The 17,154-nt window shown below is 36.2% G+C and carries 14 protein-coding genes; 7 read left to right on the top strand and 7 right to left on the bottom strand.

What is annotated here, in order from left to right; translation table 11 throughout:
* Positions 1 to 146 precede the first annotated feature (146 nt).
* The 4 genes from H8B04_RS13285 to H8B04_RS13270 form a co-directional block, all read right to left on the bottom strand.
* A complete protein-coding gene (locus tag H8B04_RS13285) occupies positions 147 to 1,457 on the bottom strand; it encodes a sugar MFS transporter (RefSeq protein ID WP_165290333.1) in 1,311 nt (436 codons plus the stop codon).
* A 436-nt stretch (positions 1,458 to 1,893) separates the two neighbouring features.
* Entirely contained in the window at positions 1,894 to 2,316 is a 423-nt protein-coding gene (locus H8B04_RS13280) for a hotdog fold thioesterase (RefSeq protein ID WP_190302649.1), read from the bottom strand.
* A gap of 2 nt (positions 2,317 to 2,318) precedes the next feature.
* Positions 2,319 to 2,831: a DinB family protein gene (locus H8B04_RS13275; protein WP_165290331.1), complete on the bottom strand. Its 513-nt coding sequence runs from the start codon at positions 2,829 to 2,831 to the stop codon at positions 2,319 to 2,321.
* Positions 2,812 to 4,038, bottom strand: coding sequence for a sensor histidine kinase (locus H8B04_RS13270; RefSeq protein WP_165290330.1), 1,227 nt, complete (start codon positions 4,036 to 4,038; stop codon positions 2,812 to 2,814). The genes H8B04_RS13275 and H8B04_RS13270 overlap by 20 nt, the downstream gene beginning before the upstream one ends.
* Positions 4,039 to 4,150: 112 nt before the next feature.
* On the opposite strand from H8B04_RS13270, the gene gltX reads away from it, so the two are divergent.
* The gene (gene gltX, locus H8B04_RS13265) at positions 4,151 to 5,671 is read left to right on the top strand and encodes a glutamate--tRNA ligase (RefSeq protein WP_190302648.1); all 1,521 of its coding nucleotides are present in this window, start codon (positions 4,151 to 4,153) and stop codon (positions 5,669 to 5,671) included.
* Positions 5,672 to 5,796: 125 nt separating this feature from the next.
* Here the strand turns inward: gltX and H8B04_RS13260 are convergent, their stop codons facing one another.
* Both H8B04_RS13260 and H8B04_RS13255 read right to left on the bottom strand, forming a co-directional pair.
* Positions 5,797 to 6,792 (bottom strand): Kelch repeat-containing protein, encoded by a 996-nt coding sequence (locus H8B04_RS13260; protein ID WP_165290328.1) that lies wholly within the window; start codon positions 6,790 to 6,792, stop codon positions 5,797 to 5,799.
* A 3-nt stretch (positions 6,793 to 6,795) separates the two neighbouring features.
* Positions 6,796 to 8,076, bottom strand: coding sequence for a DUF4270 family protein (locus tag H8B04_RS13255; protein WP_223815430.1), 1,281 nt, complete (start codon positions 8,074 to 8,076; stop codon positions 6,796 to 6,798).
* Positions 8,077 to 8,405: 329 nt separating this feature from the next.
* Here H8B04_RS13255 and pncA point away from each other — a divergent pair, with 329 nt between their 5' ends.
* On the top strand, positions 8,406 to 8,996 hold the full coding sequence (gene pncA, locus H8B04_RS13250; protein ID WP_165290326.1) for a bifunctional nicotinamidase/pyrazinamidase: 591 nt from the start codon (positions 8,406 to 8,408) through the stop codon (positions 8,994 to 8,996).
* Here pncA and H8B04_RS17360 read toward each other — a convergent pair.
* Positions 8,989 to 11,739, bottom strand: a complete 2,751-nt coding sequence (locus tag H8B04_RS17360; RefSeq protein WP_190302646.1) for an outer membrane beta-barrel protein — start codon at positions 11,737 to 11,739, stop codon at positions 8,989 to 8,991. The two genes, pncA and H8B04_RS17360, sit on opposite strands and share 8 nt — an antisense overlap.
* A gap of 95 nt (positions 11,740 to 11,834) precedes the next feature.
* On the opposite strand from H8B04_RS17360, the gene H8B04_RS13240 reads away from it, so the two are divergent.
* The 5 genes from H8B04_RS13240 to H8B04_RS13220 all read left to right on the top strand — a co-directional run bounded on the left by H8B04_RS13240 (position 11,835) and on the right by H8B04_RS13220 (position 17,109).
* Positions 11,835 to 12,377, top strand: a complete 543-nt coding sequence (locus H8B04_RS13240) for a TetR/AcrR family transcriptional regulator (protein WP_165290324.1) — start codon at positions 11,835 to 11,837, stop codon at positions 12,375 to 12,377.
* A 98-nt stretch (positions 12,378 to 12,475) separates the two neighbouring features.
* Positions 12,476 to 14,179, top strand: coding sequence for a glycoside hydrolase family 3 protein (locus H8B04_RS13235; protein WP_190302645.1), 1,704 nt, complete (start codon positions 12,476 to 12,478; stop codon positions 14,177 to 14,179).
* Positions 14,180 to 14,286: 107 nt separating this feature from the next.
* Entirely contained in the window at positions 14,287 to 15,714 is a 1,428-nt protein-coding gene (locus H8B04_RS13230; protein ID WP_190302644.1) for an L-serine ammonia-lyase, read from the top strand.
* A gap of 73 nt (positions 15,715 to 15,787) precedes the next feature.
* On the top strand, positions 15,788 to 16,564 hold the full coding sequence (locus H8B04_RS13225; RefSeq protein WP_190302643.1) for an MBL fold metallo-hydrolase: 777 nt from the start codon (positions 15,788 to 15,790) through the stop codon (positions 16,562 to 16,564).
* A 227-nt stretch (positions 16,565 to 16,791) separates the two neighbouring features.
* A complete protein-coding gene (locus tag H8B04_RS13220; RefSeq protein WP_190302642.1) occupies positions 16,792 to 17,109 on the top strand; it encodes a hypothetical protein in 318 nt (105 codons plus the stop codon).
* The last annotated feature ends 45 nt before the right edge of the window (positions 17,110 to 17,154 follow it).

Below are 17,154 nucleotides of genomic sequence, written 5' to 3'. Positions count from 1 at the left end.
GGATACCCATCTTTACTGGCAGAATACAAGCGAGTTCGTGTTACAACTTAGGGAAGCGCCGTATACCGAACGGTACGTACGGTGCTGTGGAAGGTCGGAACGGGAATTAATCCCGTTCCTCCTATCCAATTATATTTAATTTGCTATTAAGCTTTTTTACCTACTTTATGACCCCAAGTCGCAAAATACAAGATGTATAAATATGCAGGAACCATAGCTAATAAGAAGGCATATTGAAAGTTCATTCCTACAGTATCTTTTAAGAAACCATAAACTAAAGGCCATACGGCGCCTCCGGCAATACCCATAATCATTATAGCAGAACCTGTTTTTGTAAATTTACCTAAACCTTTGATGCCCAGGGGAAAAATAGCAGGCCATAATAATGCATTCGCAATACCCAACATGGCTAATGATATGTAGGATGTTAATCCTGATGTAAATACCGAAGTTACAGTAAGAGCGATACCTACAAATGTACATATACGTAAAGCGTATTGCTGGGTTACATATTTAGGGATGGCGATAATTCCTATAAAATAGCCTACCAACATGCAAGACAATGTAAATGCAGTACCATATTTTACAAAGAATTCAGGTAAACTTAATTGATGACCATATGTACCAATAATATCTCCTGCCATTACTTCCACAGCTACCGTAAAGAAAATAGCTAATGAGCCTAAAAATAAATGAGGAAAATTAAAAACACTTGTTTTCTTATCATTTCCTTGAGCTGCTAATGAGTCTTCATCTTCTTGGTCAACATCTACAGGAGGCATTTTGGCTAATTTGATTACTAAACCAAACAGACAAACTACTACAGCCAAAATAATATACAGAGTATCTACTCTACTCAATAGCGAGTTCATTAGAGCATCGTGCTCTGGACCTGGAGGAAGACTTTGTAATTTCTCTGATATTTCAGCCGAACCTTTTAATAAGATACCTCCTAGAATAAATGGCACAATAATGCCCGCACTTTTGTTGAAAACGCCCGCTATGGCAATACGTTGTGCCGCGCTATCGATGGGGCCTATAATACTCAAATATGGGTTAACAGCTGTTTGCATTAAGGCCATTGCAGAACCTTGAACAAATATCCCCAATAAAAATAAGTTATAACTGCCTTGGTGGGCTGCAGGGATAAAAATTAAAGATCCAACTCCTAATAATATTAAACTCAAAATTAAGCCATTTTCAAAGCCAGTTTTCTTAATGATCCATGAACTTGGTAAGGCTAAAAAGAAATAGGCAATATAGGAAGCGAATAAAACAAAGAAAGCTTGTAAATCTGAATCCAGACTGAAAGCTAATTTAACAAAGGGAATTAATGCACCATTTGCCCACGTAAAGAATCCAAGAATAAAAAATAAAAGACAACAAATTGCCATCGGTAGAAAGGCTGTCTTTTGTGGCGCATTTGGTAAAGCGCTAGACTGTGATGTTGAAGACATACTAAAATTTAATATTTTTAATTAATATTTCGCAGGAACAATTTATGATATAATGTTTATTTCACGGTTTAAAATAGTCTAGTTCCTATTACAAGACTAACAAAATAAAATGGATTTTAGAAAAAAAATAATTCAGTCAAACGTTTGTTCTTTTTAAGAATTATAATAAAAGAGAGACTTCGTTGGGCGAAGTCTCTCTAAAAACCTAAACCGTATCATATTACCAAATGAATGGTACTTTAAAAGGATAACAATGATTTGGTAAAAAAAGTTTTAAGTTTTTTTATTTTTTTAGCCAAATGTGATGAATGTGAATTAATCTTGATCCTTCGATACTATTTTTTGTAGATGGAATCTATAATTTTTTCCAAAAAATATTAATTAAAAAGTCCAAGCTAAAAAAGCTTGGACTTTTTAATCTGAAAAACTCACGTTTTTATTTCTTTACAATAGCAACTGTTAATCTGGAGATGGAAATCAATCTTTTCTTATCATCATGGATTTTTATGTCCCATACGTGTGTACTTCTTCCAATATGAATAGGTGTACATTTGGCTTCTACAGTACTTCCCAATTTCCCCGGTCTAAGGTGATTGGCATTAATTTCTAAACCTACTGCATTATGTGTGTCGGTGTTGATAATCAAAGCGGAGGCAACGCTTCCTACTGATTCTGCAAGTACGACCGATGCTCCACCGTGCAAAATTCCGTATGGCTGTAGCACTTTATCCGTTACAGGCATGGTTGCTGCTAAGGAATCCTCACTAATAGAAGAGGCTTTTATGTCTAAAAAGCCCGTCATATTCCTCTCAAACAAAACATTTATTTCTTCTAATGTATATTCCCTATTCCAAATCATGCTTAATTGTTTAAATATTTTTGGAGCAAAATAAATTTATGGTGATTTAAATGTCCTGCGATCACATAAATAAAGGCAAGTACACTGATTAATCTATCCGAAGCCATACCTTTTCTACTTAATTCCGTTTCATTAAATGTCTTGAACAGAGCTATGTTTGATTTTCTGAGGTGGATAAATTCTTCAATGATACTGCTCATTTCGCGCTCATTATGTCTGCCGAAAGCGACAAATTCATCTTGTTCAAATGAGGCTAATGCGGTCATGTCATTGCGTGCGAATCGCAACGCACGATAGGACATCACGCGTTCGGTGTCTATGATATGACATAGGATTTCTTTAACAGTCCATTTGCCTTCCGCATAGCTGTATAATTCTTTTTCTTTAGGGATATCTTGGATGAATAGTGGAAAGGATTCGAGTTGAGCTTCGAGTTCATCCATCACATTTCCTTGCACATTTTCAATATAATCTTCGTAGATAGCTGGGTAATCTTCAGACTTGAGTAGGTTCATAATTTAAATTACTTTTTAGTACTATTCTAAATGTAGTGCCTTTTCCTACTTCGGATTCTTTGACAAAAATCTGGCCTTTGTGATATCTGACCATCCTTTTGGTCAGACTAAGGCCAAGTCCCCATCCACGTTGCCTAGTAGTAAATCCTGGTTGGAAAACGGCTTCAAAATTGGATTTTGGTATTCCTTTACCGGTATCACTAATGTCTATAAAAATTTCTTCTTTCGCAATATTTTCTTTAATAACTATGGTAATAGTTCCTTCAGTATCAATTGCATTGACAGCATTTTTAAGTAAGTTCTCGATAATCCAATCGAATAAAGGAACATTAAGCATCGCTTCGACGTGCGTTTCACCCACTATTTGAAAGGATATTTTTTCACTAGTTCGAATTTTGAAGTACTGCACGAAGTTATTTATGACTTCATATACATTATAGTTTGTCAACGCAGGTTTTGATCCAATTTTTGAAAAACGATCAGCGACAATTTCCAAGCGTGTAACATCACGTTCCATTTCGTTGACCACTTGGTCATCTTCAGCGTCAAATTTAATTTTAATTAGCTCAATCCATCCCATCAGAGAAGATATTGGGGTGCCCAATTGGTGAGCAGCTTCTTTTGCCATACCTACCCAAACTAAGTTTTGTTCCGAACGTTTGATGGAATTAAACACATAGTAGGCTATGACAAGAAAAATTGCAATTAGCGAAAGTTGAATGAATGGAAATATTTTCAAATTGCGTAAGGCTTTAGAATCGTGATAGTAAACCGACCATTTCTCGCCATTTTCTAAATTCAGCAAAATAGGTTTATGTGCACTTTTCATACGAATTAATTCCCTTTGAAAGTAGCTCGGATCGTATTCTAAATTCGTTTTTGTAGAATCTTCTATCTTAATATTGGTTTTTGTGGAATCTAAATCACGCCAAAAGATTATGTTGTCTTTTTCATCGGTAATAATAGCAGGTAAAGTGAGACTATCACGTACAGCATATACAAAACTGATGAATTCATCGTCCACATCAGGCATGGTCATAATACTTCTGGTACTCATAGCCCACACCTCCGCTTTTGTTCGCTCGGATTGGGATAAGCTCTTTACTAAATAGTTACTATATACTAGAGACGCTATGCCAATGGTGGCAGCAATTATAATAAGGACTACTTTCCAAGCTTGTTTGGTATTGTACTGATATGGATTCATTCGCGATAAAAACTATTACAAAATAAGGATTTTCTTCAATATTTGATCTTTATTTGACGAGGTAGGGATGTTCTAATTCATTTATTAAATGAGAAATAAGTAATTTTGCATCATGAGTTCACAACAGAAAGTAAGAGTGCGTTTCGCACCAAGTCCTACGGGAGGATTGCATTTGGGCGGTGTAAGAACAGCCTTGTTCAATTATTTATTTGCTAGACATCATCAAGGTGAATTTATTTTAAGAATAGAAGATACAGACCAAACGCGTTTTGTGCCAGGTGCTGAAGAATATATCAATGAATGTCTTGCTTGGTGCGGTATTTCTCCAGATGAAAGTCCAGAGAATCCAGGCGCTTTTGGCCCTTATCGTCAGAGTGAGCGTAAACCTTCTTACCGTCAGTATGCTGAACAATTAGTAGCTGCTGGATATGCTTATTACGCATTTGATACGGCCGAAGAATTGGACGAACAACGAAAAATACAACCAAACTTTAGATATTCGCATGAAAATAGATTGAGTTTGCGCAATTCGTTAAGTCTTTCAGCAGAGGAAACGAAAGCTTTATTAGACGCAGGAGCTCCTCATACTATTCGTATTAAAATGCCCGAAGATGAAGTTGTGTCTTTTGACGATATGATTCGTGGTCGTGTTTCTTTCGAAACAAAATTGATTGATGATAAGGTTTTATTGAAAGCTGATGGCATGCCGACATATCACTTAGCAGTGGTTGTGGATGATAAAGCCATGGAAATTTCGCACGTGTTCCGTGGTGAAGAGTGGTTGCCTTCTGCGCCTGTACATTTGTTGCTGTGGGAATATTTAGGATGGAAAGAGCAAATGCCACAATGGGCACATTTGCCATTGATCCTAAAACCTGATGGAAATGGTAAGTTAAGCAAGCGTGATGGAGATCGTTTGGGTTTCCCTGTTTATGCGATGAATTGGACAGATCCTAAATCGGGTGATTTGACTAAAGGTTTCCGTGAACTTGGATTCTTGCCAGAAGCATTTATAAATATGCTAGGTGTGTTGGGTTGGAATGATGGTACGGATCAAGAATTGTTTTCTATTGAAGAATTAATAGAAAAATTCTCTGTAGAGCGTATTAGCAAAAGTGGTGCTAAATTTGATTTTGAGAAAGCAAAGTGGTTCAACCATGAGTGGATCAAGAAAACGGATAACGCGGAGCTTTTTCCACAAATCAAAGAAGTTTTAGCACAAAATAATATTTTTGATCTTGATGAAGCTTATTTAAATACCGTGCTATCAGCAGTGAAAGAACGTTTAACGTATGTTTCTGATTTTTGGGGACAAGCATCGTTCTTTTTCCAAGAGCCCGCACAGTATGATGTAGATGCGGTAAAACCAAAATGGAATACAGATAAAACAGCTTTCTTCGAAAATATCATTACTGAATTTGAGCAGCAAAATGATTGGACTGCTGGCACTTTAGAGCCTTTCTTTAAAGGAAAAGTCGCTGAGTCGGGAATGAAAATCGGAGAACTGATGATGCCTTATCGTATCATGTTAGTAGGAGGAAAGTTTGGTCCGGATGTGTTCTTAATTACGGAGCTATTAGGTAAAGAACAAGTTATTTCTAGAGTAAAGAAAGCTTTGGAATTATTTAACTAGAAAGAAGATAAATACACAAACGGGACAAAAACTAAGATTTATGTCCCGTTTCTTTGATTTTTCAGACATTAAAAAAGGCTTTGCAATTCTATTGCAAAGCCTTTTTTAGTATAATATATTCTTAATTATCTTACAGGTGTAAATACCCAGTTGTCATCGAATTTCAATGATCCGTTAGCACCAGTTACTAGGTAACCTTTACCTCCGATAGAGTACGATACAGCTGCATCTCTAGCATTTTGAGGAAGAGATTGGTGTTTGCTTTCCCATTTTTTAGCAGCAGGATCATATTTCCATACTGTATTCAAAGAAGCATTTTTCTTACCACCTACTACATAACCGTAGTTTCCGATTACGAATGTAGAAGCGCCGCGACGTGTTAAATCATATGTATTATCTGTATCTTTCAATGGAGTTTCTTCTGTCCACTTAGAACCGTCAAAAGAATAGAAATCTTCTGGATATTGGTTGTTATCAAAACCACCACCTACGTATGCTTTGTTTCCAATTACGAAAGCAAATGCATCCACGCGTTTTTGTTTGAATTCTGAACCAATAGCTTCCCATTTGTCTGTTGCAGGATCATATTTCCAGAAATCTTTCAACGTTTTTTGAGTTTTAGTTGCACCTAGACCGATATATGCATTGTTACCTAAAGTAAACGCTACTGCACCATAACGAGCTTCAGCAGTTTCAGGTAATGAAGCGATTTGTGTCCAAGTGTTAGTCGAAGGATTGTATTTATAGAAGTCTTTTAATACGTCAGTACCATCATAACCTAAACCAACGTATCCATTTTGACCAATAGAAAAACCCACTGCACCGTTACGAGCGACTCCAGGAAAGTCTGCCACACGTTTCCATACGTTATTTTCAAAAGACCAAGCGTCTTTTGTTCTTTCGTTTGTTGTAAGAATACCTGTAGCGATGAAACCTTTATTATCAATTTGGAATGACGCAGCAGCACTTCTTGGATCGCCATCAAAAGCTGATGATCTCACCCATTCTGTAGGACCATTATCCGTTGTGCTATCGTCGTCGTCGTCTTTTTTACAAGAATTAAATGCTGAAAGTGTAAAAGCACAGGCTAAAACAATACATAGCCAATTTTTCTTATTCATAAATTATTTAAATTTAGTATATACAATATTTAATTTGATCTTAGGCTTTCCGTTTTCATTCGCAATTTTAGCAGAATTAACTGTGCTAAAAAGACTTGATGAAGCTGTAGATATTAATAAATCTGTGTCAATATATCGATTTGAATTAATATTCTTAATATAATCAATTAAGTTAAAAACATATTTTCCATTCTCACCTACATCATTGCCTTCTACGTAAGTAGCTTCTTGAATAGTTGTAGAAAATGGGGTAGGAACAAAATTTACAGGTAATCCATTTTTATTGGAAACCATCAGCATAAGACTCTTTGGAGCTGGAGATGCACCTTGTCCCAGCGATTCTGTTTCAATAACTAATTCGGCTTTGTTGATACTGATGTTTTCGTTATTCATGAATTCGCGAAGAGACGGCATTTTTATTTTCGTTACCAAACCCGTACCAGATTGGATATATGCTTTTTTATCTGTTTGTTGAAACGACAATTCTCTGTTAGTCGCATTCAAAGCTGCGAATGGAGTCCCACTTCTGTCGTATTCAATATTGTTGTATTGATAAGAAGGCGAATAATTCGTTAAGATTTTTTTACCTGTTACTTTAAAACCATCTGATCCAATATACGAATAGTTGATGTGAACATTAACTGTATCGTTAAGGCCTAAGATTGCTGTATTATTGTCAGCAGGTACGATTGCAATACCTTTTAAGTAAGCGTGAAAAGCTTCAACATTATTGACATTGTAATCATTCGTATTGATCTTGTCAAAAATATCCTTACCAAAACTGTCGTTTAATCGAATACTAATAGTATCAATTGAATTGACATAAGGTCTAAACTGTACTGAACCAAGTGCTGTATTTTCGTAAGTGAATTTTTGATTGCTAAAAATTGTTGGGCCTGTGACATACGCCGGTGCATTGTAGCTATCAATGGATGACAAAATATTGGTTGTAACAATCTCTTGTGTTACTTTATGCACAGCAAGGGATTGAACCTGAGTAGTATCGCCATAATAATATCTTGTAGCATTAGGTTTCAATACAACATTTACCGAATCGTATACAGCTCCTTCTGGAATATTATCTGTATAAGAGTCCATCATCAATCGTAAGTACGAAGTAGACTTTACACTACCTAAGTCGCTGGATTGAACCTTTCCCACCAATACATTTGATGTAGCTGAGGCAGGTAAATAATTCAACTGATATGAGGATGTATTTACGGTAAAGGAGTCAATAAAAGTGACTGCAATGTCTTCATCAATTTCGTCTAAAGAAATGCTCATATCCTTATTACAGCTCGTAATAAGGGACAATGCAGTTACAACAGACAGAAAGTGTAAATATTTAAAACGTAAAAATTGACTCATATTTATTAGTTGACATGCAAATGTAAGTAATACCTACTGTTAAATGTGTTATAATATGTTAAATATCTACTGTCTGTAGATATGAGGTGCAAATCTAATAATTTATTTTGTTTTACATATGTTGCGTTAATATAAAATACTCCTTTGAAACACGTGAAAATTAGATGTTTTGCTACAATTCGATGTGATGTATTCTTCAAAAGCCTTGATAAGGCTATTAAATAATATTTTATTAACTTCAATTTATGAAAGCATTGATAATAGTTGATGTTCAAAACGATTTCTTGCCAGGCGGCGCATTAGAAGTTGCGCACGGCGATGAAATAATCGAACAGATAAATAGGATTCTACCAAAATACGAAATCGTGGTTGCTACGCAAGATTGGCATCCCTTAAACCACAAAAGTTTTGCTTCGTCACATGTAGAAAATAATGTTTTTGATGTAATAGAATGGAATGGCTATCAACAGACACTCTGGCCTAATCACTGTGTGCAAGGAACTCCAGGTGCTGAATTTTCAAGTCTGCTGGATACAAATAGGATACAGGTTATTTTCCGAAAGGGAATGGATAAAAAAGTAGATAGCTATAGTGGATTTTATGATAATCTCAAAAGTCATAGCACTGGGCTTGATGGTTTTTTGAAGTCCAAAAATGTAGACGAAGTACATATCTGTGGTTTAGCAGCAGATTTTTGTGTTTATTTCACAGCTATAGACGCATTAGAATTGGGGTACAAATCGGTCATCATTTCCAAAGGAACAAAAGCTATAGATAAAGATGCTTACATGAAAAAGAAAGAACTTTTCTTACAAAAAGGCGGTCTGTTTATTTAAAAAGATTAGTAGAACCGAATTTTCTAAGGTTATACGTGAAGGATAGTAAGAAATATCTGTTTAACGTATTCGAGGTTACGTCCGAGATATTATTTTCGGTTACTCTTCTGCTTACATTTTGTGCTTTGTTTAGTAAATCATATCCTTTTAAGGTGATTTCACCATTGCTTTTCTTGAAAAGCTTTTTACCAATAGAGGCATTCCAAATATAAGTCTCAATATTTGGATAGTTCATTATTCCTCCATTTTTTAACCATGTTAAGTTCGAAGTAAATACGATGTCTTTTAGAGGCTCAAGGGTCAGGTTGCTGTTCAATCTGTGGTTTACAACATGATATCGTGCAGTTCTTGTCATTATATTGGACGTTTCTCGTCCATCAATATTGTACGATAAACCGATGATGTATTTTTTTGAAAATTTGGAATTGATACCCACACTTTGACCGTATCCAAAAGTTTTATTTTTAATTGGAGACTCATTGATTTGTGCAAGCTCATTATTAATATACAAACGAGAATTCAGATTCAGATTAATCTTCAATTTTTCTATTGGAAGGCCAAAACTGTTGTTGATTCGGAACGAATAAGCTCCATCCGCATTTACAGGCGCAATATATTGTCCACCTGCTCCTAAGCGGATATCATCAAATAGGATTATGCTTGTGTCAGTTTGAATGATGCTGTTGATTATTTTATTTTGAATATATTCATAGTTTACATTGGTGGTCAGCGATTTGCCAGTCTTCTTGTTGACATCTTTAAACTCCAATCGTAATGAATGTGCATATTCCTGATCTAAATTTGGATTTCCTTTTGTTATGCGTAACTCATTCTGATTATTTATAAAATCTTGAAGTTGATTAATAGCAGGGGTATTAGTTTGTGTATTATAGCTAAATTCTATCTGTTTACTCGATGTAAACATGTATTTTGTAGACAGATGGGGTAATAGACTATTGAAATCGGCCGTAGTTTTGAGATTAATAGGCACAGTACGATTATTGTGGCGGATGCCATGCTGATATTTAATTCCAAGCTGTAATCTTATCGAATCTTTTAGTACATAGATATAGGAAAGTCCGCCACTATGGTAATTGTAATCATTTCGAAATTCATTGGATAAACGGTCTCGTAATTCACCCAACTGACCTGTTGCTGCCAAGAATTCATAGGTTTCTCGGTTGGAGTAGGAACCATTATTTCGAAAGTCATACTGCGCCTGCATTCTTCCGTTTTTAGATATTTGTTCTGTAAAAGAAAGCGTAGTATTAACCCCAGATCCGTATCCATTGCTTTGGCTAGAATTGTTATTTGTATCGATACGAGACAATACAGCATCTCTATAATATTCGGTGACAGCTAAGTTTAATCCTTGTGCATCGTCCTTATTTTTGTTGCCACTTGCGGATAAGGATAGAGTACGTCCATTTTTTTTGAATCGATGCATATAGGTCAAAGACGCTCCAAAACTCAAATTCTTTGAATCGTTTTCTGAAGAACGAATAGAATTATTGATAGGATTACTGCTTGTGTTAATGGTGTTGAAGTCTGTAGAATTTATTCTTTCAGAGCTGGTAAACTTCAGATTAGGGGAAAAATCTAATCTATTTGTGGAATCTATTTGCCATTTCAGTCTACCTCCAAATTCATGAGAAATATTCTGAACATCAGAGAGCTGATTTTGTGTCCGAAATTGATTAGCTTGATTTTGGGATAAATACTGAATATTAGACAATGAATTGGTCACAGTCGTGGAAGAATTAAAATTATAATCCGAACTAACCTCCATCCGATACTTCGGATATGTATTACTGAAATTCACTGCCGCCGCATATGTGTCCGATAAGCCTCGTTCGGTATTATTGTTTCCTCTTCTTGCTCCACCTCTTCCTTGCTCTCCAAAATTAGTTTCATTGATATTATTGGCCAAGAGATTGATCGCGTATTTTTTATCCTTATTGAAACTATTTGTGGAGGAATTAAAAGAGAATTTGTCACTATCGCCTTTACTTAAAGCTGATTTTCCGAAGTATCCGACCTTCTTGTCGGGTTTGGTAACAATGTTAATGACCTTATTGCGTTTGCCGTCATCGAAGCCAGAGAATCGGGATTGTTCTGATTTTTCATCAATCAATTGAATTTTTGCAATAATGTCGGCAGGAAGTGTTTTGAGGGCAACTTTAGGGTCTGAACTGAAAAATTCTTTTCCGTCAACAATTATACGTGTGACAGGCTCACCATGCGCAGTCACATTGCCATCTTCATCAATCATTACTCCCGGCACTTGAGCAACCATTTCATCTGCATCGGCAAAATCCCTGGTTACGAATTTCTTGGCATCGTATTCCATTGTGTCCCCTTTCAGTAAAACAGCAGGAGAAGCAGAGATTACAACCTCGTCAATACCTATATTATCCAATTCCAGAGGAATAGTTAAAGTTAGATTTTTCAAAGCTGATATTTGAATAGGTGTAAGTCTAGCTTGAAAACCTAATGCTTTTACACTAATACTATAATTTCCGGATTGAACTTGATTAAAAGCGAAATCTCCCAATTTACCGGAAGAAGTGGATTGTAGTACTGTACTATCTTTGTTATTTGCAATTAAACTTATTGTTGCTCCTGTGATTGCTGTTTTATCTTCTTTTGCTACAACCCTTCCATTAATTCTTTGTTGAGCATAAGAATTGACAGAATAGATAATAAAAAGTGTGTAGATAATAAAGTTTATAAATTTTTTCACAGGAATATAGGTCTATTATACAATAATAGTTTAAACATGTTAAACTTCAAATATTGTATCAAAATCGATATATTTGCTTGATTGTACGTGTTTTTATGAAGAGTTCCCTTTTAAGTAGAAAAGAAAAAATATTGGAAGCAGCATTGGTGTTGTTTGCAAAAAATGGTTATGCTGATACTTCGACAAAGGAAATTGCTGCTAATGCTGGTGTGTCAGAGGCTTTGATATTTAAACATTTTGGGAATAAAGATGCATTATTAGCGCATCTTATTAAATCTGGATACAGACGTGTACTTCAACATCACCGTGGCATGATGACTTATAAGAATGCAAAGGATTTCATCAAAAATATGATATTCTTACCGAGTAAGTTAGTTGCCGAAGAACCCATGTTTTGGAAATTGCAAGAACGTCTATCTCATATTCCATTCTCCAAATCTCAGCATGAGCAATTCATGAAGCCTGTTCACCCTATAATTATTCGAGCTTTTAAAGAGCTTGGCTACGAGAACCCCGAAATCGAAGCACAATATTTGCTATTGGTAATTGATATGCTATGGAAAAAAGAAGCTTGTGGAGAGATTGAAAATTCTATTGATCTGGCCTTGCTATTAGAACAAAAATATCAATTGCTTTAATGCGTTTTTGTGCGTTTTGTTGTAACAATTTTGCAGAAACATTAAAATGTCGCAATATTATTATATATTCGTGAGTATACTTTAAACAGAAATATATCATGCTGAAACCTATTTTAGCTTTTTCACTTGCTCTTATGACATCGCTTGGAGCAGTAGCACAGAAAAGACCTGATTTTGTGAGATTCATTAATAGTAATCACAAATGGGTGGATTCCGTATTTAACTCTCTTACTCCGAAAGAACGTATTGGGCAGTTATTTTTAGTGCGTGCACATACAAATTTGGGACAAAAGTTTATTGACTCGGTTGGTACAGTAATTAAAAACGAGCAATTAGGAGGTTTAGTAGTATTCCAAGGTGGTCCAGTTCGTCACGTGGATATGATCAACAAATACCAAAAGGTATCTAAAGTTCCCTTATTGGTAACAATTGATGGTGAATGGGGATTAGGCATGCGCCTACCTGATTCAACACAGTCTTTCCCTTATCAAATGACTTTGGGTGCATTGCAAGATAATTCCTTGATTTATGATATGGGTAGAGATGCAGCTAAAGATTTCTTGCGTTTAGGAATTCATTTCAATTTTGCTCCTACAGTAGATATTAATAATAATCCGAAGAATCCAGTTATCGGATTCCGTTCATTTGGGGATAATAAAGAAAACGTGGCTGTAAAATCAGCTGCTTATATGAAAGGGATGATTGATGGTGGTGTATTAGCTTCAATCAAACACTTCCCAGGTCATGGCGATACAGATGTGGATTCGCATTATGATTTGCCAAAATTGCCTTTCACGAGAGAGCGTTTGGAAGAATTGGAAATGTACCCATTCCGTGAATTAATCAAACAAGGAGCGACTGCTGTAATGGTAGGTCATATGGACATTCCTGCATTAGACAATACACCAAATCTTCCTTCGTCAATTTCTAAAAAAGTAGTTACAGACTTGTTACGTAAACAGTTAGGCTTCCAAGGATTGACAGTAACAGATGCGATGAATATGAAAGGTGTGACCAAGTTCTTTCCAAATGGAGAGGCGGACATCTTAGCTATCGAAGCGGGACATGATTTGTTGGAATTATCCGAAAATAGTGCGCGAGCAATTGCTCTTGTGGAGAAATCGATCCAAAGCGGACGCTTGAAACAAGCGGATATCGATGCTAGAGTTAAACGTGTATTAGCAGCGAAATTGTGGCTAGGTTTAGATAAATACGCAGCAGCAAATCGTAACAGAGTATTCGACGATATTAATAGACCAGAAACAAAATCTTTAATTCAGCGTATGGCTGATGGAGCTGTAACGGTGTTGAAATCAAATCGTCGCATTCAGTCTTTTGATGCGAAGAAAGAGACTGTTGTAGTAAGTGTAGGGATCAGCAAAGCTCAAGATTTTGAGTCAGGTTTATCGGCAAGACTTACGAATGTGAAAAACATCTATATTTCAGGTAAGGAAACAGAAGCTCAGCTAGAGGAATTAGTAAAAGAAGTAAGAAGCCATGAGCAAATCGTTCTTGCAATCCATGATGATAGATCACGTCCAAGACCAGCTCTAGATTTTTCAAAGGATGTGAATAATTTTATTGATAAAATTGCGGGTCGTCGTACGATCACTGTATTATTGACAAATCCTTATGCTATTACTTCAGTGAAAGTAGATCGTAGTGCTTCTATTATTATGGGCTACCAAAACGAAGCTTTTATGCAACGTGCTGCAGTTAAAGTATTATTAAAGGATATTAAATCAAAAGGTAAATTGCCAGTGTCGATCAACAAAACATACGCATACGGCAAAGGTTTATAGTTAAATATAAAATCTCCAATAGTAAGGCCAAGTTGATATTTCAGCTTGGCTTTTTTTTATAATTTATTGTTCTAACTTTGCTTCAAATTATAAGTACAGAGTAAATTATGGCATCTGAACAAATTTCTGTTTTCGATATGTTCAAAATTGGGATTGGTCCATCAAGTTCTCATACATTGGGACCTTGGCGTGCTGCGCAACGTTTTGTTCAAAAATTAGAGGAAACAGGAGTTTTAGATCAAGTGGAGCAGATCACTATCCTTTTATATGGGTCTCTTGCAAAAACTGGGGTTGGTCACGGTACGGATATTGCTATTCTGCTTGGTTTAAGCGGTGACGATCCCGTAACTTTTGATGTCAATGATGTATTGCCTAAAGTAGCGCGTATACAATCTTCTGGAAAGCTTGAGTTAGGTGGCAGACAAAATATTGATTTTTCTTACACGGATCAATTGCTTTTTCTTTTTGATCAAAGTCTTCCATTTCATCCCAATGCAGTTACTTTTCAAGCTTTTTTGAGAAATGGTACCGCCGTTAGCGAAACATATTATTCTATTGGAGGAGGTTTTGTTGTTCAAGAAACTGATAGTACTTCAGTATTAAGTGAGGTGGAATTGCCTTTTCCGATTGATACAGCGCAGAATTTGATGAGTGCTTGTATGCGTACAGGACTGAAAATTTCAGAACTGGTCTTGGAAAATGAATTATCATGGCGTTCGGAAGAAGAAACACGGAAAGGAATTCTTAATATCTTTCGTGTTATCAAAGAATGTATTTATAAAGGCTGCCACACCGAAGGCATATTGCCAGGTGGTTTAAATGTAGAACGTCGCGCTGCTCGTTTGAATAAGCGTATGCTCAAAGGTCGTGAATATACAGATTATGATTCTTGGCTGGAAGCTATCCGTGCAGGAGGTAAGGATTTTGGTTATATTTTAGATTGTGTAAGTTGCTTTGCTTTGGCCGTGAATGAAGAGAATGCTTCTTTTGGTCGCGTAGTGACAGCGCCGACAAATGGAGCTTCGGGTGTAATTCCTGCAGTATTGCAATATTATGTAGCATTTTATGATGCTTATGACGACAATAAGATTATTCAATTTATAGCAACGGCATCCGAAATTGGTTCTATTTTCAAAAAGGGCGCAACGATTTCAGCGGCAATGGGGGGGTGTCAGGCCGAGATTGGCGTTTCTTCTGCTATGGCGGCAGGAGCGCTAACAGAATGTCTCGGGGGGTCGCAAAGACAGGTATTGATGGCAGCTGAAATCGCTATGGAGCATCATTTGGGATTAACATGTGATCCAATCGGTGGTTTGGTGCAAGTTCCTTGTATAGAGCGTAACACGATGGGCGCTATAAAAGCAATTACCGCAGCACAATTGGCTTTACAATCCAATCCTGATAAAGCTAAGGTAAGTCTGGATGCGGTCGTGAGTACCATGTGGGAAACCGCACAAGACATGAATGTGAAATATAAAGAAACTGCAGATGGTGGACTTGCCGTGAAAGTTCCATTGAGTTTGCCAGAATGTTAATCTTCATTGATAAAAATATCCAAGCTCTTGTTCTCGTGGACAAGAGCTTTTTTATTTACCTTTGCTATCGAATATGAAATACTGCTCGATTGCTTCTGGATCTAATGGAAATTGTTATTATGTCGCTAAAGGCAATGATGCGGTATTAATTGATATTGGTATCAACACCAAGCATGTGTTGATTCGCATGGAAAGATTAGGAATTGATCCTACAAGTATCAAAGCAATCTTTATTACCCACGAGCACACGGACCATATTCGTGGACTTTCGGTTTTCAGCAAGCGTTTTCAGATTCCTGTATATATTACGAAAGGGAGTTATGAAGGTTCGAAACTGCACATGCCCGAACATTTGGTGAATTTTATACAACCAGATGAAAGAGTATGCATTGGACGCTTAACCGTAATGGGAATTCCTAAATATCATGACGCGAAAGAGCCGTGTTCATTTGTAGTAACAGATGGAGAGGTTAATATCGGTATAATGACGGATTTGGGACGAGGATGTGATAATGTAAAACATGTGATCCAACATTCGGATGTCTTGTTGTTAGAAAGTAATTTTGACGAGGAAATGCTTCTGAAGGGGCGATATTCTTATTTTCTCAAAAATAGAATACGAAGTGGCTGGGGACATATTTCCAATGCCATGGCCTTAGAATTGTTTCTTGAAAATCGAACTCCACGCTTGAAACATCTCATTTTAGGACACCTTTCAGGTGAAAATAATACGGTGGAATTAGTGGATTCGTTGTTTCGACCGCATTGTGATGATATAGAGTTATCTATTGCCACCCGTACGGAAGAAACGCCAATTTATTCTTTTTATCTGGAACAGTTAATGGTTTAATATACCCCATTTGAGGTATTTTTTAAAGTGTTTTTCCTATTTAATTTCGGAAATTAACTTAAAACAAATTAACTGTAATTTTATGAAAAATTTAATTTTAATAATCTGTGCAATCTGTGCGACATTAATCTCTCATGCGCAATTGCGTCCAGGTAAAAGTACATTAACTTTGGATATTCATCTCAAAAATAAGTTCAAGTAGTAAAGATTTCGAGGAATCAAAGGCAATGAAAAGTGATTTCGGAGCATTCTATAGTAGTGGTAAAACGTACTTTGTGCATCCTCAACCTATTGCTAAGCTATTACATTTTGGAATTGATGTTACATTTCTTGATTTAAACTATACGAAATATATGGAACTTTTAGAAGGTGAATACCAAGACGAAGAGGGTAATTGGGAGACTGGTGGAGAGGAAAAATTGATAACACATAAAGCTGAAGTAGGATTGCAGGTGGGTCCTTCAGTTCATTTAAAAATTACCAGAAGGAATTGGCGTATCTGGATATTTTCGTTATGCACCTTCTTATTCTTTCCTATATTATGATGAAGAATTTTCAAGCGGTACAAAAATATAATCTTAAAGGCTCAA

The sequence above is a fragment of the Sphingobacterium litopenaei genome, from assembly GCF_014692495.1.
In the GTDB taxonomy this organism is placed as follows: Bacteria; Bacteroidota; Bacteroidia; order Sphingobacteriales; family Sphingobacteriaceae; genus Sphingobacterium; species Sphingobacterium litopenaei.
This window is presented reverse-complemented; position numbering and strand designations above follow the sequence as displayed.